At 51.8% G+C, this 23,112-nt stretch carries 19 protein-coding genes; 14 read left to right on the plus strand and 5 right to left on the minus strand.

The annotated features are described in order from the left end of the window. Position 1: 1 nt before the first annotated feature. Entirely contained in the window at positions 2 to 1,504 is a 1,503-nt protein-coding gene (locus tag IPI63_RS12530; protein WP_292478752.1) for an NADH-quinone oxidoreductase subunit N, read from the plus strand. Between the two features lie 93 nt (positions 1,505 to 1,597). Continuing rightward, entirely contained in the window at positions 1,598 to 2,761 is a 1,164-nt protein-coding gene (locus IPI63_RS12535) for an ABC transporter permease (RefSeq protein ID WP_292478754.1), read from the plus strand. Here IPI63_RS12535 and IPI63_RS12540 read toward each other — a convergent pair. Then, entirely contained in the window at positions 2,685 to 3,488 is an 804-nt protein-coding gene (locus tag IPI63_RS12540) for a hypothetical protein (RefSeq protein WP_292478755.1), read from the minus strand. The two genes, IPI63_RS12535 and IPI63_RS12540, sit on opposite strands and share 77 nt — an antisense overlap. A gap of 318 nt (positions 3,489 to 3,806) precedes the next feature. Here IPI63_RS12540 and IPI63_RS12545 point away from each other — a divergent pair, with 318 nt between their 5' ends. Next, the gene (locus IPI63_RS12545; protein ID WP_292478757.1) at positions 3,807 to 4,130 is read left to right on the plus strand and encodes a hypothetical protein; all 324 of its coding nucleotides are present in this window, start codon (positions 3,807 to 3,809) and stop codon (positions 4,128 to 4,130) included. Between the two features lie 45 nt (positions 4,131 to 4,175). On the opposite strand, the gene uvrA is transcribed toward IPI63_RS12545, so the two are convergent. Both uvrA and IPI63_RS12555 read right to left on the minus strand, forming a co-directional pair. Next, complete coding sequence (uvrA, locus tag IPI63_RS12550; RefSeq protein ID WP_214080012.1) at positions 4,176 to 7,106, minus strand: excinuclease ABC subunit UvrA; 2,931 nt, start codon at positions 7,104 to 7,106, stop codon at positions 4,176 to 4,178. A 26-nt stretch (positions 7,107 to 7,132) separates the two neighbouring features. Next, positions 7,133 to 7,777, minus strand: a complete 645-nt coding sequence (locus IPI63_RS12555) for a hypothetical protein (RefSeq protein WP_214064405.1) — start codon at positions 7,775 to 7,777, stop codon at positions 7,133 to 7,135. Between the two features lie 693 nt (positions 7,778 to 8,470). On the opposite strand from IPI63_RS12555, the gene cmr1 reads away from it, so the two are divergent. The 9 genes from cmr1 to IPI63_RS12600 all read left to right on the plus strand — a co-directional run bounded on the left by cmr1 (position 8,471) and on the right by IPI63_RS12600 (position 18,853). Then, positions 8,471 to 9,493, plus strand: a complete 1,023-nt coding sequence (gene cmr1, locus IPI63_RS12560) for a type III-B CRISPR module RAMP protein Cmr1 (protein ID WP_214064570.1) — start codon at positions 8,471 to 8,473, stop codon at positions 9,491 to 9,493. A 5-nt stretch (positions 9,494 to 9,498) separates the two neighbouring features. After that, positions 9,499 to 10,686: an RAMP superfamily CRISPR-associated protein gene (locus IPI63_RS12565; protein WP_214080011.1), complete on the plus strand. Its 1,188-nt coding sequence runs from the start codon at positions 9,499 to 9,501 to the stop codon at positions 10,684 to 10,686. After that, positions 10,683 to 13,607, plus strand: a complete 2,925-nt coding sequence (locus IPI63_RS12570; RefSeq protein WP_292478759.1) for a CRISPR-associated protein Csx11 — start codon at positions 10,683 to 10,685, stop codon at positions 13,605 to 13,607. The genes IPI63_RS12565 and IPI63_RS12570 overlap by 4 nt, the downstream gene beginning before the upstream one ends. Position 13,608: 1 nt before the next feature. Continuing rightward, positions 13,609 to 14,685, plus strand: a complete 1,077-nt coding sequence (gene cmr4, locus IPI63_RS12575) for a type III-B CRISPR module RAMP protein Cmr4 (RefSeq protein ID WP_292478760.1) — start codon at positions 13,609 to 13,611, stop codon at positions 14,683 to 14,685. After that, a complete protein-coding gene (locus IPI63_RS12580; protein ID WP_214065297.1) occupies positions 14,675 to 15,106 on the plus strand; it encodes a hypothetical protein in 432 nt (143 codons plus the stop codon). The genes cmr4 and IPI63_RS12580 overlap by 11 nt, the downstream gene beginning before the upstream one ends. A gap of 2 nt (positions 15,107 to 15,108) precedes the next feature. After that, complete coding sequence (locus tag IPI63_RS12585; RefSeq protein WP_214065298.1) at positions 15,109 to 15,975, plus strand: hypothetical protein; 867 nt, start codon at positions 15,109 to 15,111, stop codon at positions 15,973 to 15,975. Positions 15,976 to 16,616: 641 nt separating this feature from the next. Then, positions 16,617 to 17,153 (plus strand): nucleotidyltransferase domain-containing protein, encoded by a 537-nt coding sequence (locus tag IPI63_RS12590; RefSeq protein WP_292478761.1) that lies wholly within the window; start codon positions 16,617 to 16,619, stop codon positions 17,151 to 17,153. Between the two features lie 149 nt (positions 17,154 to 17,302). Beyond that, positions 17,303 to 17,581: a CRISPR-associated ring nuclease Crn3/Csx3 gene (gene crn3 / locus IPI63_RS12595; RefSeq protein ID WP_214066181.1), complete on the plus strand. Its 279-nt coding sequence runs from the start codon at positions 17,303 to 17,305 to the stop codon at positions 17,579 to 17,581. 132 nt (positions 17,582 to 17,713) lie between these two features. Then, entirely contained in the window at positions 17,714 to 18,853 is a 1,140-nt protein-coding gene (locus IPI63_RS12600; protein ID WP_292478816.1) for a Card1-like endonuclease domain-containing protein, read from the plus strand. Between the two features lie 372 nt (positions 18,854 to 19,225). Here IPI63_RS12600 and IPI63_RS12605 read toward each other — a convergent pair whose 3' ends face one another. After that, entirely contained in the window at positions 19,226 to 20,620 is a 1,395-nt protein-coding gene (locus tag IPI63_RS12605; RefSeq protein ID WP_292478762.1) for a hydroxymethylglutaryl-CoA synthase family protein, read from the minus strand. A 133-nt stretch (positions 20,621 to 20,753) separates the two neighbouring features. On the opposite strand from IPI63_RS12605, the gene IPI63_RS12610 reads away from it, so the two are divergent. Then, positions 20,754 to 20,972: a dodecin family protein gene (locus IPI63_RS12610; RefSeq protein ID WP_214065807.1), complete on the plus strand. Its 219-nt coding sequence runs from the start codon at positions 20,754 to 20,756 to the stop codon at positions 20,970 to 20,972. A 171-nt stretch (positions 20,973 to 21,143) separates the two neighbouring features. Next, positions 21,144 to 21,341 (plus strand): hypothetical protein, encoded by a 198-nt coding sequence (locus IPI63_RS12615; protein ID WP_292478764.1) that lies wholly within the window; start codon positions 21,144 to 21,146, stop codon positions 21,339 to 21,341. A gap of 16 nt (positions 21,342 to 21,357) precedes the next feature. On the opposite strand, the gene IPI63_RS12620 is transcribed toward IPI63_RS12615, so the two are convergent. Next, positions 21,358 to 22,956, minus strand: a complete 1,599-nt coding sequence (locus tag IPI63_RS12620) for a helicase HerA domain-containing protein (protein ID WP_292478765.1) — start codon at positions 22,954 to 22,956, stop codon at positions 21,358 to 21,360. Positions 22,957 to 23,112: the final 156 nt, after the last annotated feature.

Raw genomic sequence — 23,112 nt, forward strand, 5'->3', positions numbered from 1 at the left:
AGTGGACTTTTCTCACTACGCACCCCTCTGGGGAGAGGCGTTACTGACGGCTCTAGCATTGCTTATCCTGCTGCAAGGAGCCCTGAAGAAGAATGGTGGAAAGATTCCAGGCTACCTGAGCCTTGTCGGGCTGGTTGCAGCCCTGGGGCTGGTATCAAGCAACCTGATGATGGCCAAGCCTGCAGCCCTGTTCTTCTTTGATACCATATCAGTAGACGCCCTGTCCCAGTTCTTCAAGGCAGTCTTCCTGATCGTATCTCTGCTGGTAGTGATATCATCCCTATCCAGATACACAGGAAAGGGAGCAGACGAATACTATGCTCTGCTCCTCCTGGCCACTGTGGGCATGATGGTGGTCTCCAGTTCCATAGATCTGGTTACACTGTTCATAGGCTTCGAGCTGGCCAGTCTGGCTACATATGCCATGGCAGCATTTGATAAGACGAAGAAGAACCTGGAGGCGGCAATGAAGTACTTCATCTATGGCTCTGTCTCCTCGGCGTTCATGCTCTTCGGCTTCTCTCTGCTCTATGGCATGACTGGATCGACAAAGCTCGCTGATGTGGCTGCAGCCTCCGTTGAATCCTTCGGAGCGGCGACATTGGTGGCTCTGCTCTTCGTCGTTGCCGGGTTTGCCTTCAAGATGGCGCTGGTTCCCTTCCATATGTGGGCTCCTGATACCTACGAGGGGGCACCGGCCCTGGTCTCAGCGCTGCTTGCTGCCGGCTCCAAGAAGATGGGATTTGCAGCCGCCTTCAGGGTTCTCATGATCGCCCTGGTGGCCATGAGATTGGAGTGGTACCTCGCCTTTGCCATACTGGCTGCAGTTACCATGACCCTGGGGAACCTGGCCGCCTGCTGGCAGAACAATGTCCGGCGCATACTGGCATATTCGTCAATCGCCCAGGCGGGCTATATCGCCATGGGCTTTGCAGTGGTAGGAAAGGCCTGGGGAGATGCTCCAGTTGATGTCTTGAACCTTGGCGTGCAGCAGATGGCCCTGCTGGGCATAGCAGGGGCATTGCTCCTGGTACTGGCACATGCCCTGATGAAGACGGGCGCTTTCATCGCTACAGCTCAGGTTGCACCGATATCACCCAAAGAGAGCGAATCGGATCCGGATGACATATCAAACTATGCAGGGCTCATCAGCAGGGCGCCCATCACTGCTATCTGCATGATGGTGCTCATGTTCGCCCTGGCTGGCATACCACCAACAGCTGGATTTGTGGGCAAGTTAGTGCTCTTCGCCTCAGTCTACTACTCCGGCCTGGTCTGGCTGGTGATTCTGGCCATCCTGAACAGCGCTCTGTCCCTGGTGTACTACCTGAGGATCATCAGTTATATGATCCTGAAGGAGCCAGAAGGGCCCAAGATCTCTGAGGCTAAGGGATATGTCGCCGGTATTGTCCTGGCGACTCTCGCCGTCGTCTATATCGGCGTATTCCCCGATCAGTTCATCAACTGGGCACTGCAGGCAGCAACAGCACTGCTGCCTCAGTAAACCTTTTTTTGCTCTTCGCTGCTCCCCGCCCTAAAGGCTGGGGTATTCTTGACCCTCCGCACCTCTATATGATAAAATACCGAAGGCTAAGAGATGATGTACGAGTTCTCCATTGCCAAGAGACATATCCTGAGAAACCCCAGGATGGCCCTGTTCACAGTTGCTGCTGTGACACTAGCAGTGGCAGTGATTGTGGTCTTCATGGGTATCATGAGCGGCTTTCAGGATGAGATCATAACCACAACTGTGGAGAACAATCCCCACATCTACATTCAGCCGAAGAAGGATGAGAACTATGTCCACCTCTACAGGACAGTCTCAGATATTCTATGGGCATATCCGGAGGTAGAGGCGGTCTCAGCAAGGCTGGCAGGAAAAGGAGCGGCCAAGCACAAAGACGAGGTTCAAGCGATCAGCTTTCTGGGCGTCAATCCAGAGGACGAGGACAGGATGATGGACGTTCAGGGCGATATAATCTCAGGAGACTTCCAGGATCTGGAGCGCAGGAAGTATGCTGCTTTCATTGGAACTGGTCTGGCGGAGAAGCTGAAGCTCGATCCTGAGGAGGGCTTCACCCTGGCGAGGGGGAACAGATCGGTCCGGATAAAGGTGGCCGGCCTCTTTAAGACCGGCACAGCAGCGGACGATTCTTTGATATATATCCCTCTGATCCTGGCCCAGGATCTGATAGGGATGGGTGATGTGGTCTCCGAGGTCGATGCCAAGGTGGCTGACATCTACCGGGCCTCGCTCATCACCGCCGACCTCAATCGGCGGCTTGGGTATGACTCAAAATCCTGGCAGGACTTGAATGCCGACATCCTCACCCTTATTGAGACTCAGAGGGTCTTCGCCTGGATATTCTATTTCCTGATCATTGCCATCGCTGGATTTGGCATTGCCAACACCATGATCATGATAGTCTCCCGTCGGACGCGGGAGATCGGCATTCTCATGGCCATGGGCGCGACCCGCCGGTCAGTGCTCAAGATATTCATCCTGGAGAGCCTGATCCTGGCCCCGCCTTCTGCTCTGCTGGGAGGGATTCTGGCTTATCTGGCCGCTCAGCTCATAATGTCCTATGATATCGAGCTGCCCTCGGAGATCTATATGGTCTCAAAAATGACTGTAGCCATGAGGCCGGAGTTCTTCATCTGGGCGATGGCCATCGCCTTGGGGGTCAACTTCGCAGCCGGGCTGTATCCCGCCTGGAAGGCCTCCCGAATGGATCCTGTGGTAGCGATTGCAGGCGGATGAAGGCTATGAGGGAGAGGGCAGCCTCTTGCAGCTCATCCACCAGCTCAGAGGGGACGTAGGCTCTGGGGGTCTGGGAGCGGGCGATACAGGCCAGCACAGGAGCAGATAGGCATTCCAGCAGTCTCCTGGCCTTCCTCAGCCTCTTCTCAATCTCCTTTTCCGTCCATCCTCTATCATCAATTGCGCACAGGCCATCCAGGTCAATGCCGATGACCACAGGATATCTGCTCTCATCCATATCGCTCTCGAATCTGGCGGCATCGATGCTCTCAGGAGCAGGGATCAGTCTGCCGTTCTGCTTTCTCAGCCTTGTACGCTCCCCATCCCATTCGATAAGATCGACCCTCCTCCCGCCCTCGAATGATGACCTCGTCCTCGTCCTGGGTGCATCCACGAGCTCTCCATTGCATACTCTCCCGTAGGCATCTATCCTCTCTCCTCTGGGGTCAAAATGGTATAGAGTGCCGACGATTCCATAGTGAAAGGCAGGGCAGGTGAAGTTTCCTTCATTCAATCTCCTGCGGGTGTACTCGCAGATCACCGGCATCATCTTATCCAGATAATCGAATATCCCCCGGCCCTCCCTGGCCGGCAGTAGGGGGCAGTCTGAAAACATATCATGATGCTTGTCAATTCGAAGCACGACTAGCGGCAGCTTACGAGCGATGTACTCTCTGATCCAGTGAGGAAGGACCTCCTTATGAGAGTCGACTATCACTATCTTCATAATACATCCTCTGGTCGTCCGGGCCAGCCATGACTATAATGATTAATCATTTCATTGAACTTATATGCATATAAAATTATCTGTGAACTATCGGGATTATATATTCATATCATCTACATATAATATTCCTAAATATCATCTACATATAATATTCCTAAATATCATCTACATATAATATCACTCATATCATCTTCACATATTATCACCTATATCATAAAATTATATTGTAAAATCACATCGAATGCATGAATTGTGTACATGAATACGAGACTTAACATGGGGGAAAAATGGATCTATCAGAAGCTGAAATGAGATTCTATGAGCAATAATGATGAAGATCTATCCACCTTTCTCATGGGCTATGGATTCACAGAGGATGAGCTTTTTGCAGTAACCTATGAGCTCAATTCCTTCCGCTCTATTCCCGAGACGACTGTGAAAAGGTACCTCATCCGGGTCCTTCAGACCATAAACGAGGATGATCGAGCGGCCTTTTTAAAAGGGATCCTGGTCGGCGTGGCGATAAAAAATGCTGTAGATGCTTTGAATGATGCCTTGGATGAGGAAGATATCACCGATGAGGAGATGAGAGTGGCAAGGGAGATTGAGAGATTGCAGGGTTTAGATCGAGAGGGTCAGTAATGCAATTCTGATATCCCAGGCTCGATCATGCAATTGGCCCCGTATCTACATCCTCGCCGCACAGGCCATCCTCTTCTGCTCGCTCGGCGCATCACTGGCCGAAGGGACTGTCTCTTCCTCTATCTTCAGCCTCTCCCTCAGGAATCGGCCGGTATGGCTCCTCTTCACCCGCGCCACCTCCTCCGGGGTGCCGATGGCCACCACCCTGCCCCCGGCATCTCCTCCTTCCGGCCCCATATCGATGATGTAGTCTGCTGACTTGATCACATCCAGGTTGTGCTCGATCACCACCACTGTATTCCCTTTGGCCACCAGATCATCGAGGACCTGGATCAGCCTCTTCACATCATCGAAGTGCAGCCCGGTGGTCGGCTCATCGAGGAGGTAGACCGTCCTGCCCGTCCCCCTCTTGGCCAGCTCACGGGTCAGCTTGATCCTCTGGGCCTCGCCCCCGGAGAGGGTGGTCGAGCTCTGGCCCAGCTTGATGTAGCCCAGCCCCACTCCCAGAAGGGTGTCCAGCTTGCTCCTTATGGCCGGGATATTCTCGAAGTGCTCCCTTGCCTCCTCCACTGTCATATCCAGAACCTGGGCGATTGATTTACCCTTGTACTTGACCTCCAGTGTCTCCTGGTTGTAGCGGCTCCCTTTGCATTCCTCGCACTCGATATAGACATCGGCCAGAAAGTTCATCTCGATCTTGATCAGGCCATCTCCATGGCAGTTCTCACACCGGCCGCCCTGGACATTGAAAGAGAAGCGACCGCCCTTGTAACCCCGGACCCGCGCCTCCTTTGTCTGGGCAAAGGCCTGGCGGATGGGATCGAAGACCTTGGTGTAGGTGGCGGGATTGGAGCGGGGCGTCCTGCCGATGGGGCTCTGATCGATGACGATCACCTTGTCCACCTCAGCGTCGAAGCTGATATGGTCGTATTCTCCCGGGCTCTCACTGGAGTGATAGATCCTCTTCATCAAAGCCCGGTAGAGGGTGTCATAGATCAGGGTGGACTTGCCCGATCCCGAGACGCCAGTGACCACCGTCAGGATGCCGAGGGGAATGTCCACATCGATATTCTTGAGGTTGTTCTCCCGGCAGCCTGAAAGATGGATGAACTTATGGCTCCGCCTCCTCTTTGCCGGCACATCGATCCTCTTTTTGCCGCAGAGGTACTGGCCGGTCAGGGATTTGGGATTGGCCTCAATCTCCACCGGGGTGCCCTCGGCCACCACATAGCCGCCATGGATTCCCGCCCCCGGTCCGATGTCCAGAACATGATCGGCATTGCGGATGGTATCCTCATCATGCTCGACCACAATCAGTGTGTTTCCCAGGTCTCTGAGCTTCTTTAGGGTCTCTATCAGCCGGGAGTTGTCCCGCTGATGCAGGCCGATGGAGGGCTCATCCAGAACGTAAAGGACGCCGGTCAGGTTCGAGCCTATCTGGGTGGCCAGGCGGATGCGTTGTGCCTCCCCCCCAGAGAGGGAGCCGGCGTTTCGAGAGAGGGTCAGATATCCCAGGCCCACGTGCTCTAAGAAGCCCAGACGGGAGCGGATCTCCTTTAAGACCTGGCGGGCGATCTCCCTATCCTTGGCTGAGAGCCTCTCATCGAGATGCAGGAAGAACTGATTGCAGTCGCTCACCGATAGGTCTGATACATCTGCAATGGAACGGTCCAGGATCTTGACTGCCAGGATCTTCTCCTTCAGCCTTTTTCCCTGGCAGGAAGGGCAGGGCAGGACCCGCATGAACCTCTCCAGCTCCTCCCGGCGGTACTCGGAGCTGGTCTGGCTGTAGAGTCGGATGCTCTGCGGTATCAGCCCCTCCCACTGGGAGCGGTGCGACCAATAGACGTCACCGTTCTTCATGCTCATATTCATGCGGATCTTATCATCTGATCCGTACATCAGGGCATCATACTGCTCTGAGGTGAGATCCTTGATCGGCGTGAAGATATCGAAACCGAAGTGCTTGGCCACTGCTGCCAGGTGCTGGCCCCGCCAGCCATCGATGATATTGCGATACAGGGCTACTGCTCCGTCGGCGATACAGCGATCTTTGTCCGGTATGATCAGGTCGGGGTCGAACTCCATTCTGAAGCCCAGGCCGTTGCAGGACTCGCAGGCTCCAAAGGGGCTGTTGAAGGAGAACATGCGCGGCTGCAGCTCCTCGAAGACCAGGCCGCAGACCGGGCAGGCCATGCGGGCGGAGTAGACCCTCTCCCTTCCATTCTCATCCAGGACATAGACCAGCCCTTCAGCCTTCTTCAGGGCCTTCTCGATCGCCTCCACCAGGCGGGACTTATCCTCTCCCGGGTCCAGCCGGTCTATCACCACATCGATATTGTGTTTTCTGTACCGGTCAAGCTCTATCTCCTCGTCAGTTCTGATTATCTGGCCGTTCAGCCTCACCCGGGCGAAGCCCTCGGCGTTCAGATCTTTGAGCAACTGGCCATAGGTTCCCTTCTTCTGGCGGATGACAGGGGCGAGGATGGTGACCATTCTATCCTCTTCACTCCTCCCCTCTTCCTTTTTCCCCTCTTCCTTTTTCTTCATCTCCTCCAGGATGCTGACGGCGATTCTCTCCGGCGACTGGGACTCGATTCGTATTCCGTGCTCCGGACAGTGGGGGACGCCTATTCTGGCGTAGAGCAGGCGGAGGTAGTCGTATATCTCGGTCACCGTTCCCACAGTGCTGCGGGGGTTTTTGGAGGTGGTCTTCTGCTCGATGGATATGGCGGGGGAGAGGCCATCTATGGAGTCCACATCGGGCTTGTCCATCTGGCCCAGGAACTGGCGGGCATAGGCGGAGAGGGATTCCACATATCGGCGCTGGCCCTCAGCGTAGATGGTATCGAAGGCCAGGGTGGATTTGCCCGAGCCTGAGACGCCGGTGATGACGATCAGGCTGTCCCGGGGAAGCTTGACATCGATGTTTTTCAGGTTGTGCTCGCGGGCACCTTTTATTATGATTGATTTCATATTAAATTCTATATAGTATGACCACTCTAGCCAACTCTGCTGATGGTGGCTGTTCCGTATCCAGTAAGGGCACCATAGCGATAAGCAGTGTACTTGGCGGGCACATTCAATTTGCTGAGATCGAAGGATATGGAATAAAGCTCAGCGCCGCTCTCCGGCAGGATGTCAAGGCTCATGGTGTTGCCGGATGCAGTCCCGCTGGCCAGGGCCATCTGGGTGGTCTTGGCGGCAGTGAGGCTCCCCCGGCCAAATAGCCTGGTTCCGCTCTGATGGAGCTCCAAAGCGATGCTCTGGCCCTCAGAGAGCTGGAGGAGCCATCTTCCTGAAAAACCGGTCAGAGCGGTGTTCGTGGCGGGAGGAGCAGTCACAGCCGTCGCAGGGGGGCTGGAGAGGCTCTTTGGGACAGGGGTGTTGTATGCGCTGTATCTTCCCAATGTGGTCTTGCCGGAGGTTGATCCCAGGGGGGAGACGGGTTTGGATGAATAAGCGGCAGGTGCTGATGTTGCGCCGGCGCCGACCTTCATCATGAATATGGGGTCGGTGAAGTATTTGCCAGCGTCGCCTGTATAGCTTCCCACATATCCGCCCTCCAGATAATCGCTGGCGCTGCCGGGCAGGGCCAGGATGGAGAGAAGAGCCAGAATGCCGAGTATCTTTATCATGTCTCTCACTGATCCAGTGGCGTTCGTCAATTAACTTAAAGATAACCGTCGAATATTGAGGAGGGAATTCTGGAGGGAAATTCGGGATGTGGCCCGCGCCGCCCGGTGGCGGGGAGGGCTATCCAGGGGAGGGGTGGGGGGGCGATGGGAGGGATGGGCGGGCTCATTGCACTCTATGGCGAAAGCGGGATGCTCGGGCCTCACCATCTGGGCACAAAAGAGGATTTTCTGCAGTATATTTCCCACACAATTCAGCGAGGGGCTAATATAGGCGGGATATTATAACACGCATCCAGCAAATAGCTTTATCTACAGGCTAACTTATTATCTGGGGAGGGAAAGAAGTTGGCCATTCTGCCTGATTGGTCGAAATGCATTATCGATGTTTCTCAAATGGAGAGGGAGGGATATTTTCATCGACTTGCATGGGCTAGAGTCCAGCACCCAGTAAGCCTTCTGGCCTTGCCGGATGGGGAAGCTTTTTGGGTGGTTGGAGTGGCGCGGCCCAGCTACCGTCTTCCGGGAGCGGAGAGCGGAGGGGTGCTAGTGGAGGATGAAGCAAGGCAGCAGATGATGTTGAGAGGGAATGGGAGAATTTCAGAGTCTTGATCATCAAAGGGCAATTTGGATGAGAGCATGGCAGATGCAGATGGTACATGAGGTGACTTTGGCATCGCATATGAGTTATGAAGGGTGATAATTATGCAAATTAAGATTCAGACTCTGACGCCACTTTGGACCGGCGGTGTGGACGGCAAAATGGACCGCATCCATGAGACGGGCATCATTGGAAGCATGCGCTGGTGGTATGAGGCAATAGTGCGGGGACTGGGGGGGTGGGCATGTGATCCAACGTCTGATAATAAATGTCGTTATAATCCAAGAGATATTCGCTCCCCTAAAGAGCAGTTATGTCCTGCATGCTATGTGTTTGGCGCTACTGGTTGGAGGCGACAGTTTCGGTTGGAGGTTATAGAAAATGCTATCTCAGATGCATCAATTCAGCGTTTAATTAAAGCAAATCGGAGGTATACTTATACTAATAAAAGCGGGAAAAAACACACTCGTACTCCTAAATGGTACTTTGAAACGCCAAAAGCCGGCCAGATATCTATAGAGGCTTATAGCCTGTCTCAGGGCTTCCAACTCGGGATTATTGAGGGATTGCTTCAGTTCATGATCGAATGGACTGCACTGGGAGCAAAAGCACAGATGGGATTTGGAGTGATGCAGCCGATAAGTGATCGGCTTGATGCCAATGTTTTCTTGAATTGCATAAAAGGAATAGATAACAATCACAACTCTAATTATTTACCATCTCTGCAAAATATTTTCTTGGCTAAAATTCAACTACAAAATGCTAATGACCGAGATATATTTGATCTAAAATATGATCTTCGCCAATTGTTTGCGGTAGATGATAATTTACGTCATTTTATTATGGGCACTATCAAAGGCCAGCGGACCGCATCCAAGATTAAGGTCTCTCGTCCCTATGACAATGGCTTAATTCGTGTTTGGGGTTGGATTCCAGAGAAGGCCTCAGTCTATTCAGAGAAGTGGAATAGAGAGAGCATTCTGCAGTGTATATACGGGCATCTGGATAGTTATTACTCTTTAAAAGTATGGCGCGAGATGAGTTCGGTGAGAGATAAAGTCGATAAAAATCAAGAAGATCCGCGTATATTTCTCAAGAGCCTTCTGAAAGTTGCTGTCAGTGAGTGATGCAAATGGATAATCGGATGACTTATCAGGAGTGGCCCACTTGGATTTATGCCCAACAAAAAAAAGAGGTTAGTGACCGGATTCAGGAGGTAGTATGTAAGCCATCAAAACGTGAGATGTGGATGGTCAATCATCTAACGCCATATCTCTTCAAAAGTGATGAACCTCTTTTCAAGGGTATCGAGAGAGCTACAATTTTCTATCGAGCTTATGAATCTCTGAACAAAATCACAACAGATAGAAGTAGGAAGGTATACAAATGGAGCGATGATATAAGGAGCGTTTATCGTGCAAAATTAGTTCCTAAACAGGAAATATCTCTTAATGATCTAGAAAAATTTCAGCCAGGAATACCTCATGATTTTAGCTCAATTTTCCCTCCTAGCTCCTGGTCCCTCCACCTCTCCTTCACCCTGCGCAAGCCCTACATCAGCCGAGATGATACCGACTTCTATATCCTGGACAATCCGGTGAAGAAGGAATGGATCTTCAAGGTCCCCTACATCGCTCCCAGTCAGTGGAAGGGCGCGCTTAGATCAGCGATGATGCAGGAGCTGGTATCCGGGCTAAATTGCGGACAGATCGATGAGGGTGGTTTTAAGGAGGAGCGGCTACGACTCTGGCGGCTCTTTGGCAACGAAAAAGATGGCACATCAGATTTCCTGAACCGCTCCCTTGCCCGCCACCTCATGGGATCGATGCCCGAAGATGAGGAGGGAAAGCACGAATGGAAAAAACGTCTGGAAGCCAAGACGAAAGAAGTTGATGAGAGCTTCGAATCGGAGCTTAGCCACAGAGGCTACCACGTGGGCGACATCGAGGGCTTCCAGGGCTGCCTGCACTTCTATCCCACTTATTTCGACCGGATTGGGCTGGAGGTGATCAACCCCCATGATCGGGAGACAGGCGCAGGAAAGAATCCCATCTATTTCGAGTGCGTGCCCGCCGGCACCAAAGGCACATTCACACTGCTCTACGTGCCCCTATTTGGGCCCGAAGTGACCGAAGAGGAGGCAAAAGCGGATCTGAAGGCGGTGGCAAGAGGCGTCAAGGCGATGATGACCCGCTATGGCTTTGGAGCAAAGACTAGCAGTGGGTTTGGCGTAGTGGATGAGGAGCAGGTGAACGCAATGTTAGAGCCCAAGGGCTATCAAGATATTTGGCAAGAGGCTTGGTCGGAGGCGGCCAGATGAATGATTTGGATCGTTTGAGTCAATGTCGTCAGGGTCTTCTGCTGGCAGAATTGGCAGCATGGTTGCACGATATGGGCAAATGTTCTGATGAGCATATCATAAATCAATCCTCCAATAAACCCGCAGAATATTCCTTTAATAATAAGAGAGACTACTCGTATTTGCTCGATTCAGCGCCAACTCTCTCTATTCTTGGAGAGAGCATTACAATCAAAGAACTCGTTGAAGAAGCTAGGCCACGCGTCGTCGATGATATTAATAAATCATGGCTCTTGCGAGCATTGGGACGTTGTCACGGCGCAGCTCATGTTGAAAAAGAAGAAGCTGAAAAGACAGGAAAACAACTTCAAAATGATACCCGATTGAGCAACGTATTTGGGTTTGAGCAGACTCACTTATCCGATCTGTCCAATCGACTTAAAAGTTTGCCGTTTTCTTATCTGACAGACCGGGCCCTCTTCCTTCCAGCAGCAGAATTCGCCTTCTCCAAAGCTCCTGGAGAGACCCGACGACCCGAAAACGAGATCACTCTGTGGGATTGGTCCAGCATGGTAGCTGCGCTTTACAAGTCAGCAGTATCTGGAGCTTTGATCGGATTTAAGCCTGATCCGGCTGATCTAAATTGGCGCCTGCTCAGCATTCGCTTTGATGGCTTCTCTTTTTTTGTCCAGAACTCCCGTCTTCCTGACCTATTGTCACGTATAAAATTGCTAAGCCAAATCCTAGATGAGATACGCCAATTATTAGAGATAGGATATACTCTTGGAACAGAGGTATATCGTGATGAGAATGGTAGCATCTTTGTTGTACCTGGATGCGATAAAAGCAATTGCACTTTTGACCTGCTTACTTTGCAAGGCAGAGGCAAAAAGCTGATCGACCAGATTTTGGACAAGAGCTTCTCAGTAGTCGAGGGAGAACTAGTTCCCGAAATCAATATTGATTCGAAGCCATGGTGGGGTCAAGATCCCCTTCATATGAAAAAGAAGAGGCAAGGAGTTAGGCCTGACGATGAACTGCCACCCGTATCGAATCACTTGAAGCGGGCAATTTCATGTCCTAAACCAGATTGGGTTCGAAGCCAATGGGCTATCCAAGAAGAAATCTGCACTGTATGCGGCCTGCGACCCCAAGGACCCAGCGAGAAGTCAAAGGAAAGGTATGTCTGTGATGTATGTGAGCAGCGCCGCACGGACCGCTCTAAGGAGTGGGCTACTGAGAAGCTAAACACTACCATATGGATTGACGAGGTGGCAGACATCAATGGACGTCTCGCCCTGATCGTTGGCAACTTCGATCTAAGTAAATGGCTCAGCGGTGATCTGGTCCTCACCCTAACAGTTAGCAATCCGGCCAATGCTCAAAACAAAACCGCTGACCAGGTTTCAAAGAACCCCTCCTTCGCCCGCCTTCGCCGCATCTGGGAGACCACACAAGGATTCTGGCTGGATGTCTATCCTACAGATAAAGCAGAGAATATTCAAGAGTCGCTTGTAAATGAAACAGTCGGAATGGCTGGGGCACGCTTGGAGATAAGGGGCACGATTCGGCAAAGGAATGGAACTTATACACCAGGCCCCTATCATGCCTATGATCTAGTCTTGCCAAAAGGCATTAAATTGAGCGTTTCTTGGGATCCAGAAACAGACAGGAGTACGGAACCCAAAGGACGTTTTATTTCCATCGATAATCTGATCTACTTAGTTTCGCTGGCAGGTGACAAAGCTCCTCCTAGAGATAAGGATGAAAGAGAAGAAGATTACAGCATGCGTCTGCACAGATGGGCTGTCGAAGGGTTAAAAGAGCTGATCCAGGGGACCCTTACTATTGAAGAGGCCACTGGTTATGGTGGAAAAGCCAAGGAGTGGGGCGAGATCGAAGTCGACTGCATAAATATTATCCCTAATAGTCAGTACACTCCTGCTATCCCTATCTTAGCAGAGCCTCGCACCTTTATGGCTTTGGTTCCCGCAGACAAAGCATTAAAAACTGTCGAGGAAATCAAAGCCAAGTACGAGCGAGAGATGGGCAAGGTCCGAAACCGCCTTCCATTGCACTTATGCATTGTCTACGCCCACAGGCGCACACCCTTGCGGGCGATCCTTGACGCCGGACGGAGGATGCTAAAACAGAGCGCCAGGCCCGATGGCTGGAAGGTGGTGTGCGCTGCCCGAAAGCTGGCAGATAGAGGTGATACGCTACCAGAGAGGTTCAGCGCGGACAGAGCAGGACAGTTCAAAGAATGGCTGGAGATCCTTCTGGAGAGGGATGGCCGCAAAGCTAACTGGCTAGTCCCAGCGATGATGGGCGATGGCCAGACTCTTGATCAATGGTATCCTTATGTGTTCATCAACGGCAGCGAGCCGGTGGATAGAGATCGCCGATTCAAGGCGCCCAACCCCTGGACTGGCTCCGATGGCTGGCTGGTCCATGTCGCTGATCTGAAGACAGATGACCTGGTCTATTTCAACCCAGCCACCCTGGACTTTCAGTGGCTGGACAGCGCTGGCCGGCGCTTCGAGATATCTTATGACGGTGGCCAGCGCCGCAACCTGTCCCGCCGCCCATACCTGCTGGAAGAGCTGGAAACGCTGGAGCATATCTGGAAGACCCTGAAGGATCACTTGAGCAAGAACCAGATCTACATCCTGCGAGATCTCATTGAGGCCAAAAGGGAGGATTGGAAGGTTAAGACAGCAAACCCAGTGAGAGAAGATGTCTTCTGGCGTTTCTGCCGTAATGCTCTCGCAAATGCCCAATGGACTAAAGGCAAAAAAGATAGAAGAGAGGATAGGCTGCCCTGGGAATCCGAAGAAAAAGATCGCAAGGATTGGCTTGACCAGTGGGCGGATTATGCCGTTAGAGGCTGGATTACAGATGCTATAGAAATATATTTACAGATCATGAAAGAGGAGGTTTAAGATGAGTTTTAGCACCCACCGTTACCTGCTCATGACCACCGATCCTGTGCATATTGGTACAGGCGGGATGCGTCTGGGGCGGGTGGACAACAGCATCGTCCGGGAGCCGGGCACGCGCTTGCCCAAGATCCCAGGCACATCTCTGAGCGGGGCCATTCGGTCATATGCAGCCTATCGATATGGAAAACGCGAATGTGCCGGCCAAGGCGTTGAAAAGGAAAGAGGAAAAGGACATTGTGGACAGCTGACATGTCCGATATGCTATACCTTTGGCTCAATAAAAGGAGACAATGCAAATTCAGGGGTTGTCTCCATAGGAGATGCTCGATTATTGCTCTTTCCTGTCTATTCAATGGTCGGGCCGGTATGGGTAACAAGCCCATCAGCTCTCCAAGATTTTGGAATCGAAGATGAGAGCGTTGAAGGCAATAAAGCCAAATGGAATGGGGTGACAAATCAGGGACACCTAAATTTGGGCTGGTTGATGGTAGAAAAAAATGATGGAGATTGGGAAATACCCGAAAAACTGCCTGGTTCAGTTCGCAATCGCACCGTTTTAATCTCTGATAAGCTTTTCTCACAAGTGGTAAACAGCAACCTGGAGGTTCGTACATCAGTGTCTATAAATCCAGAAACAGGTGCAGCTGAAGACAAGGCCCTATTTACCTATGAAGCCATCCCACGGGCGGCGTTCCTGTGGATGGATGCTGTGGTAGACGACTATAGCAAGGGAGAACTTTGGAAAAATGGAGGTATAATTTGGAAAGCCCATAAAGAGGAAACGAGAGAATCATCTGACGAAATAAAAATCACTTGGCATGACAATTATATAGATGGTATGCCTTTGTATCCGGACTCAAAGGATAGTAGTAAACCTGAGCAAATCAACGGAGTGTCTAAAGGTTGGAAGTCCCCTGAAGATGTTATCCTCGCAGGTCTAGAATGGACCGAGCATCTGGGCATCGGCGGCATGGGCACGCGTGGATTTGGCCGGATGAGAGTGGTCTATCCATCTCAATCGCATTCTCAATTACAGACTGAAGCACAACGTGAGGAAGGGAGAACAAATGGCAGTTGAGAACCTCAATCTTGACAGGGTGGCTGCCGAGAGAGCACAAGCGATGGTAAGGAAAGCCAAGAATGGTGTTGATAAAGTGGAAAAGCCAGTTGATACTCTTGAGCGCCTGACCACTAAAGCGTTGGGCGTTCTTCAAGAACAGGGGATCTACGCCATGATGCTATTTCTCTTCTCACGCACCAGCGACGAGTATAATATCGCCCCCTTAATCCGTCCTCAACTATATGAAGCCTTGAAAGAACTCCCTGGCTTTGAGACTGCATCAATTGAAGATAAGTCCGATAAGGCCCTCGAATACTTCACAAGAAATATATTGAATAACATCGACACCCTTCTCCTCGTCCGCGACCTCTATGAACAGACGCTGATCTATGCCCGCTATGCGGCCAAGGCTGAGGGAAATAAGGAAACGGGAGGCTAGGGATGGCCTGGACCCATTACAAGCTCAAGTTCCGTCTACTGAGCCCAATTCACATAGGCTATCGAAAGGTAGGTAACCTTATGCAGACCCGCCAGTATGTGCCTGGCAAAAACCTCTGGGCTGCCCTCACCGCCCGATTGACCAGAGACTTTCCAGATATAGAATGGAACAATGGATACAAGGAAGTTGGAAAGAGAGTGGAAACGCAGTTCCGCTTTGGCTACCTATGGCCCAGTCTCGATGGGAATGAACCCTGCTATTCTTGGGATTGCGAAGACTTCGACTATCTCTTCTTAGATAGCTACGCCAGTACAGCACTTGATTATTCCTCCCACTCCGCTGAGGAGGGCAGTCTGCACGAGACGGAATTCATAGTCCCTGTGGCACGAAATGGAAAGCCAGTGTACCTCTTGGGAGATCTCTGGGTAAATGAAGAAGTGGAAGATAAGATCGATGACGAATCCTGGAAAGGGTCAATGGAGAACCTCCAGCTAGGTGGCGAGCGCAGTTATGGCTGGGGGCGTCTTGCCCTCAGCCCAGATTGTACAGGAAATAATAGCGGGAATGGAATAACAGCTGCCGGTCATCGTTGGCAAGAGGAGGGCGGAGAGAATGTCATCACGCTCAACAGAGGCGAAAAGATAACCGCTCATGCTCTAGCCAGTTCTGAGGCTGGCGACAGAGACCCGACCAATGATATAGAGGGACCTGTAGAGCCAATGGTAGGTCGGGAATGGGGTGCCTTTGCTGGCCAAAAAGTCTGCTACAGCGGTGTTTATTTTATGCCGGGAGGCAAAATCAGGAATGCAAATGACCAGGCCCAATTCATAATCGACCCCTTTGGGAGATGGATATCCTACAGAGATTAGATCCTGGACAAACCTCACCTGAGCGCACGAATACAGGGCGATGCTTCATGGGGCCTCCATTCCTTGCCAACTCCCGTGGCTCCCCGGTCATCATCGAGGGTCGAGCCCCCATCCGGGGATACAGCATGGCCTTGCACCTCCCGCCGAGCCCTCCCCCCCCGCCGCCATCGCTTTTTCCAATCCGCCTCTCGGGGCGGTGGTGGTGGCCACGCACAATCAGGAGTGGCCAGGTGGTGGACGTGACTCTGCCGGCGGAGGGATAGGGCGAAGCATATCGATTTGCTGGGCAATCCAGCAGTTCAGCCGGGCCCGTCGGGAGAATATTAGCGCCGATATATCACAAACCCCATAGCGGCATCCCTTGATTGTATCCAGGCCTTCCGGCATTGAGGGAGCCCAAGGCACTGCCGCAGGAGACCTGTAGAGACGACTCGCAGGCGCCCTAAAAAAAGCTCCAACACATCAATTCTAGCCATAATCCCGCCCAGCTTCAGGATGTTGATTGTGGCATATTCGAAGTCCAACCAATCTAATCAAAGTGGAGATCGTTAAGCCCCTCGGCAAAAAGATATTTATGATCATACCTATTCCTATACCTGCACAGATCAGACATAAGATTCAAGCCATGCAGAGACGATGATATGCCACCGGCGAGGAATGAGCTGAACGCCAGCCTGTATGAGCTGGCAAGGCGCTATGCTGAAAAGGCTGCAGAACTCCTAGGAGGCCAGCTCATTTCTATAGCTCTCTATGGATCCGTAGCCCGTGGACAGGCTGATCCTACCTCGGATATCGATCTGTTCGTTATGCTGCAGCAGGCTCCCTCGGGCATGCTGTCCCGCCGCCGCCTTCTCGATCCAGTGCATGAATCCCTGGCGTCTGAACTGGACGGACTCTGGAGACAAGGCACATATGCCGATTTCATAGAGGTGATCCGCACCAGAAGCGAAGCCAGACAGTTCCACCCCCTCTATCTGGACATGTCACAGGAGGCAATCCTGCTCTATGACCGGGACCGATTTCTGGAGAATTTGCTGGAGAGAGTAGGGCAGCATCTGATGAGTAGAGGAGCGAAGCGCAAGGTCATGGAAAGGTTTTGGTACTGGGATATCTCCGTATCAACACGTCTTGCCTCTATATACCGGCTGCTGAGGGCGAAAAGGGAGATCAGCTTCTAGGGGGATGAGCAGAGCGGCGTCCCTCCAGAGAACTTGTGCACCAGAGATGATGCCAGGGAAGCACTATTAAAGACGCATGAGGTCTTAAGAGAATGCCAGCTGCTCATTGAGCAAAAGAAGGAGAATCCTGATTAAAGCGAAGGGAGCCAATGTCAAATCTCGTCATCTACTCCATTGCCGTCTCCTCCCCCATCACCCCAGCCGAGCCGCTCCCGCCACTGCCTGACATCCCCCGTGGCTCTCTGGTCATTGTCGAGGGCCGAGCACCAATATGGCGATACGGCATGGCCTTGCATCTCCTCCACGGCTCTCCCGCCGCAGCCATAGCATTCTACGACCCGCGCCTGGGTGCAGTGGTTGTGGCCACTCACAGCCAGGAGTGGCAGGTAGGGCAGGTGGTGGACGTGACCCTGCCGGCGGAGAAATAAGTCGACGCAGTTCCATTTGCCGGGCAGGCCTGCAGTTCATCCGGGCCCGCCGGGAGAATACCAGCGCCGATGTGGACAATGTCGAATCTAAAATAGACCATATGGATTATATCAGGAGATGATAAATTGAAAATGATTCAAGTTATGCTAGTCGGGGGGCGTCAAACGCCTAATGTAATCGGTGTTATGAAATTTTCTCCAAATCAAATAGTCTTAATTGTATCAAAAGACGAAAGAAAACAAAAAGACATCTTATTAGATAGCTTAAGAAGTATAAAATCATTAAATCCTCCCGATGATGAAGATATAATAGAAGTAGATGCATATGATTTTCCGGCAAATCTTGTGGCTATTAGAGGCGTTTGTAATAAATATCATAATAAACAAATACAATTCAATCTCACTGGCAGTACGAAAATAATGGCCTTGGCGGGCTATGAAATAGCTCGAGAGAAAGAGATTGCATCATTTTACGTTGCGGGAAATCGAATACTTTGGCTTACGGGGCAAGAGCATCAAGCGATTGAAACAATCGATCTAAATATCAAACAATACCTCAAGATCTTTGGAAGAGACATTTCCCACAAATTTAAATTTGATAGCCTAAGCTTTGATAAGCTTTGCGCGATTAATGCGGCTAAATTATTGGCCATTAACACCACCCATTCTGCAAATATGCTTAAAAAGATCAGAAAAAATGCCAACAAAACCAAAGATGGTTTGCAGGTACCTCTTGGCGACTTCAGTGAAGATGAGAAAAGAATAGCAATGAATTTGAAAGATGAAGGAGCATTGGATGTTGACGGTGATCTTATTAGGATAAGATCGAACAATGATCTGGAATTTTTTAAAGGTAATTGGCTTGAAGTTTTTGTCTATAATGAAGCCCTCAATAAAAAAGATGGGGCTGGAGTTCCAATATTTGATTATTGCGACATAAGCCTTGAAATTAAATCAGATCAAGCTGAAAAAGAAATTGATGTAGCCTGCATACATGAAGCCCAGCTAATACATTGTTCTTGCAAGACAGATGGTGATCCATTTAAAACCGCTTACTTGGACGAACTACACTCTATAAGCAATATGATAGGTGGACGCTTCTGCTCGCGCGTGTTCGTGACAAATGCCGTTTTCCCCGATAAAACAAAACAATCTCAATTCCTTGATCAAGCTAAAGAGAGAGAAATTGTAGTTGTAACTGGAAATGAACTCGCAAATATCGGGAAAATACTTTTTAAACAAGCGAAAAAGCCAGAATTTCGGAGAGTATAAATTTTGGGTGGCATGGACGATTATGAATCAGATCGATAAATGGAAGTGACGACTCCATCGCCGTCTCCTCCCCCATCACCTCCCGCCGACCCTTCCCCCTCCCGCCGCCGCCATCGCTTTTTCCAATCCGCCTCTCGGGGCGGTGGTGGTGGCCACGCACAATCAGGAGTGGCCAGGTGGTGGACGTGACCCTGCCGGCGGAGAAATAAGTCGGTGCAGTTCCATTTGCCGGGCAATCCTGCACTTCAGCCGGGAGCTATTGGAGAGCTATTAGAGGGCTATTAGAGGGCCATTGGAAAACCATTGGGGAACAATGGCGCGAAATACATCCCAGGCTTATAAACGATATGCTTCGATTGTATCCAGCATCAATCACCTCACATACTCATAATGCCTGTACCCCTGATGGTCTATCCGGGCTAAAACGAACTCCTCTGAGGGCCGGTTCAGGCTCTCCTTCCCCTCTCCCTCATGAAGAAGCTCATACTCCTGCAGGGAGATCTCCCTTCTCCTCTCCAGCCTCTCAAATAAGCCCCTTGAGGGCACAGAGGAGATCCCCGGCATAGCCCGGGCAGAGAAGACCAGTGCAGAGCAGCCGCTTCCATAGGCCCCAAAGCAGAGCCTCTCTTTAGCCTGAACCTTTCTCAGCTCCAGGAGGCTGGCCAGCCCCAGATAGATCGATCCGGTGTAGATGTTCCCAACCTGGCGGGATAGAGCAGCAGAATCTTTGACCTTGGCATTGTAGGCCTGCTGAAAATACCTGCTGCGGGCGAAGCTGCGAGCATAGCCGGCCAGGTCGATCTGATATTTCTCCAGGTCAGCATAATTCTGAGGCTCGGGCTCCACTCCAATCTCCGCCTCAACATTCTTCCAATGGTGGCTATTCCTCCAATCCTGACGGAGTATGGCGGCTGAGGCATACTCCACCATCCTCGGATAGGGGATATGGAAGAGAAGGTGCTCGATCCAGTCGGTGGTGCACTCCCCCCTCTTCGGAGCGATCAAGCCCTTCTGAGCAGCCTGGGCGGCATAGGAGGCAAAAGCCCCCTGCATGGCGTCCAGATAACACTGATTGCTGTGCTTGCCGTTGACTGTTGCCGTTGCGCAGCCCAGGGGGCGGAAGAAGTCGTTCTCATCGCGGGTGAAGCAGCCATAGATCTGCTCCAGGGCAGCAATCCTCGGATCTCTCTTGACCAGCAAGGAGACGCTTCCCGCTCCCTGAGTGTACTCCCCTGGAGAGTGCAACGGGTATCTGGCCACATCAGTGGCGATGACCACTCCTATCCTCTCATCCTCCCCGGCTGCCACCCAGTAGCTGATGCTCTCCAAAGCCAGGGTGGTGCCGATACAGGCCGACTTGAACTCCACAGTGGAGCAGCCCTGGAAGGAACCGGAGCCATAAACCCTCTCCAGCATGCCGATGACATACGTCCCCATCGCTTTGGCCTCGTCGACTGCAGACTCAGTTCCCAGATAGATCTTGCCGATATCGCCGGGCTGGAGGTCGCAGCGGCGCATCAACTCCAGAAGAGACATGGCAGCCATGGTGGCGGCATCCTCATGGGCATCGGGAACGGCCATCCTCTCAACCCCGATCCCTCGCGTGAGCTTTTCCGGATCAATATCCCGCTGGCGGGAGAACTCTCCAGTTAAAGGCAGATAGAGCGAGGGGATATAGACAGCCATATCGTCGATCCCCACTGCCGCGCTCAATAGAGAATTGTCGGATGATATTTTTTTTGAAGAATTGCCAAGAATGCTGCTCAAAGTCGCCTCTCTCCTCTTGGTCAGAGGTTGAATGGATGCTATTTCAGGTTTTTGCTGCAATTAATCGGTAAATATCAGGAAAATATATCAACTAATAGAACCAATAAAGAGCCATAATTAAGGAGTGAAGGATATGACTGCAAGCGTATATAAAGTAATAGAGTTGGTAGGGACCTCGACCACAAGCTGGGAAGATGCCGTTAAGACAGTGGTGGACAGGGCGAATCAGACTCTCAGAGACCTGCGCATCGCCGAGGTCAAGGAGCTGGACGTCAGACTGGAGAACGGCAAGATCGCCGAGTTCAGGGCAAAGGTCCGCCTCTCATTCAAGTATGAGGGAGAAAGCGACTAGGCTGAGAAGATAGGTATGGTAAGCCACTGAGAGTTCGCCTCTCATGGCTGAGCCTGGCCTCTTCCTTCTGCAGGGCGCGACGGCTGCATCACCTCCCCTAACCCCGGAGGTGATGCAGCCGGCTGCAATCGAGCATCTCATCCTGCTCGTTGACACAGAATCGGTACCGGCATGGTTTTCCGTAGGGATGACAGGGGCCAGGTCATCGTTTTTGCCCGCACTGTCATCTCCTTGAAGGACTCTGAAGGCTCCTTGATGGGAGCATTCCTGGGGATCAGGCACTGGGGATCAGGCACTGGAGATCAGGTACTGGAGATCAGGTACTGGAGATCAGGTACTGGAGATCAGGTACTGGAGATCAGGTACTAGAGATCAGACCTGGAGATCAGGCCCTGCCGAAGACCTTCTTCAGCAATCCTCCGCTGCTCCGGCTCTTCTTGCTCTGTCCCGGCCCCTCCCTCCCAGGAGCCTGCTGGGCCCGGGGCCTTGAACGCTTCTCAGGTGCTCCTGCCGGGGTGGCGGCTTTTGCCCTCTCCTTGGAGATGATCTCTGTGCTCACTCCTCCATGCCTTGATCTCCTCGGCCGGATGTTGACAGTGACCGGCCTTTCTATCTCATTGCTGACCAGCATGGCCACACCAGCAGGCAGCCTCTTGATCTCGTCTTCAAGCTCTGAGGTCATGCCCTCCAGGCCCTTGCTCAACGCCTTGAGGTCATTGGGGTTGGTAACCCTCATGATGATCTGGGTGTTGCATTGAGATATGACGTTCTTGTCCACCCTGGCAGGCCTCTGGCTGATGATCATCAGCCCCAGGCCGAACTTTCGTCCCTCAGCGGCAATGGTGCGCAAAATATTGGTGGATGCTGCACTTCCTGTGCCCCGCTCGGGGATGTAGTTATGCGCCTCCTCCACCACCACCATCCCCGGAGAGATCAGCCTGCGTTTTCTGGCCTCGAAGATATCTGTCAGCAGATGGGCAACGATCATGGCCTGCAGTTCAGGAAGAATCCCGGTCATATCTATGATTGATGCTCTTCCCGGCCTGAGAAGTTCATCACATGGCGTTGCCGTGCCGGAGAATAGCCCCAACTCCATAAGAGATTCCAACTGCCCCACCAGATTCCACTTCACCTTGGAGTTGCTCCTCACCACCTGCTCGATGATGTCCTCCAGGGTGTAGACGTCCGTCTCCGCCCTCAGGGCATTGATGGCCTCATAGAGCAGCCCCAACTGGCCGCTGCTGCTCTCACTGGGAATCATCTTCGCCACCTCCCTGGCTGAGAGGTTCAATGAGTTGAAGCGAAAAGGCCTGTCCGCCCTGGGATTCATGGCCATCTCACCCGGAGTATAAATAGTGATATCAAATCCACGCGGCTTGACCTTATATCTGCTGAAATCGCCCACCTTATTCGGCTCCCTCATGGAGGCATACTCCCCATGGGGATCGATCACCAGCAGTGCTACCTTCTTCTCCAAAAGCTCTTCCAGGATTACTGCGGCTGTATATGATTTCCCTGAACCTGTCTTTGCCAGAACGCTGCAGTGCTTCTGCACCAGGGTGTTGGCATCCAGCTCCACCCGGATATCGTAGCCCTTCAACATACCGATGTACATGTCGCCTCTCGACAGGCCAAGGGTCGCCTTGATCAGCTTCTCATCGGCCACGAACACCGGATCGCCAGGGCGGGCGGGGCTGGTAGGGAGGCGCAGCTTGCCGTTGCTCTCCACTCCGATCACCCTGGACTCGGCGATCATCATCTCTTTGGAGTCGTAATTTCTGCTGGCATCAGTGAGCTGGCTTATGCTGTAGGCAGTATTGGAGCGCTTGATATCTTCTACCTGGGCTAATATCCATTCCCGACCATCTCCTTTGGCCTTTATGTAAGCGCCCCGTCCAACCTCTTTATTTATGAGAAATTTGAATGCAACAGGTGTGGTCTCGCCAACTATTGTGCCCACCGACCCTTTTACTATCGATCTCAAGGAGCATCACCGCAAGGATACGCTTTCATACTCCGTCCATTTTTCAAAAATTTTTCCCTTCCTCCATTGCTGTATTGCTGTATATCAGTTATTGCTGTATATCAGTATTTAATAGAGATCTGGAAGTATAAAAAGATTGGTCCGGGTCGAGGGGCC

This window comes from Methanothrix sp. (assembly GCF_016706325.1).
GTDB lineage: Archaea > Halobacteriota > Methanosarcinia > Methanotrichales > Methanotrichaceae > Methanothrix.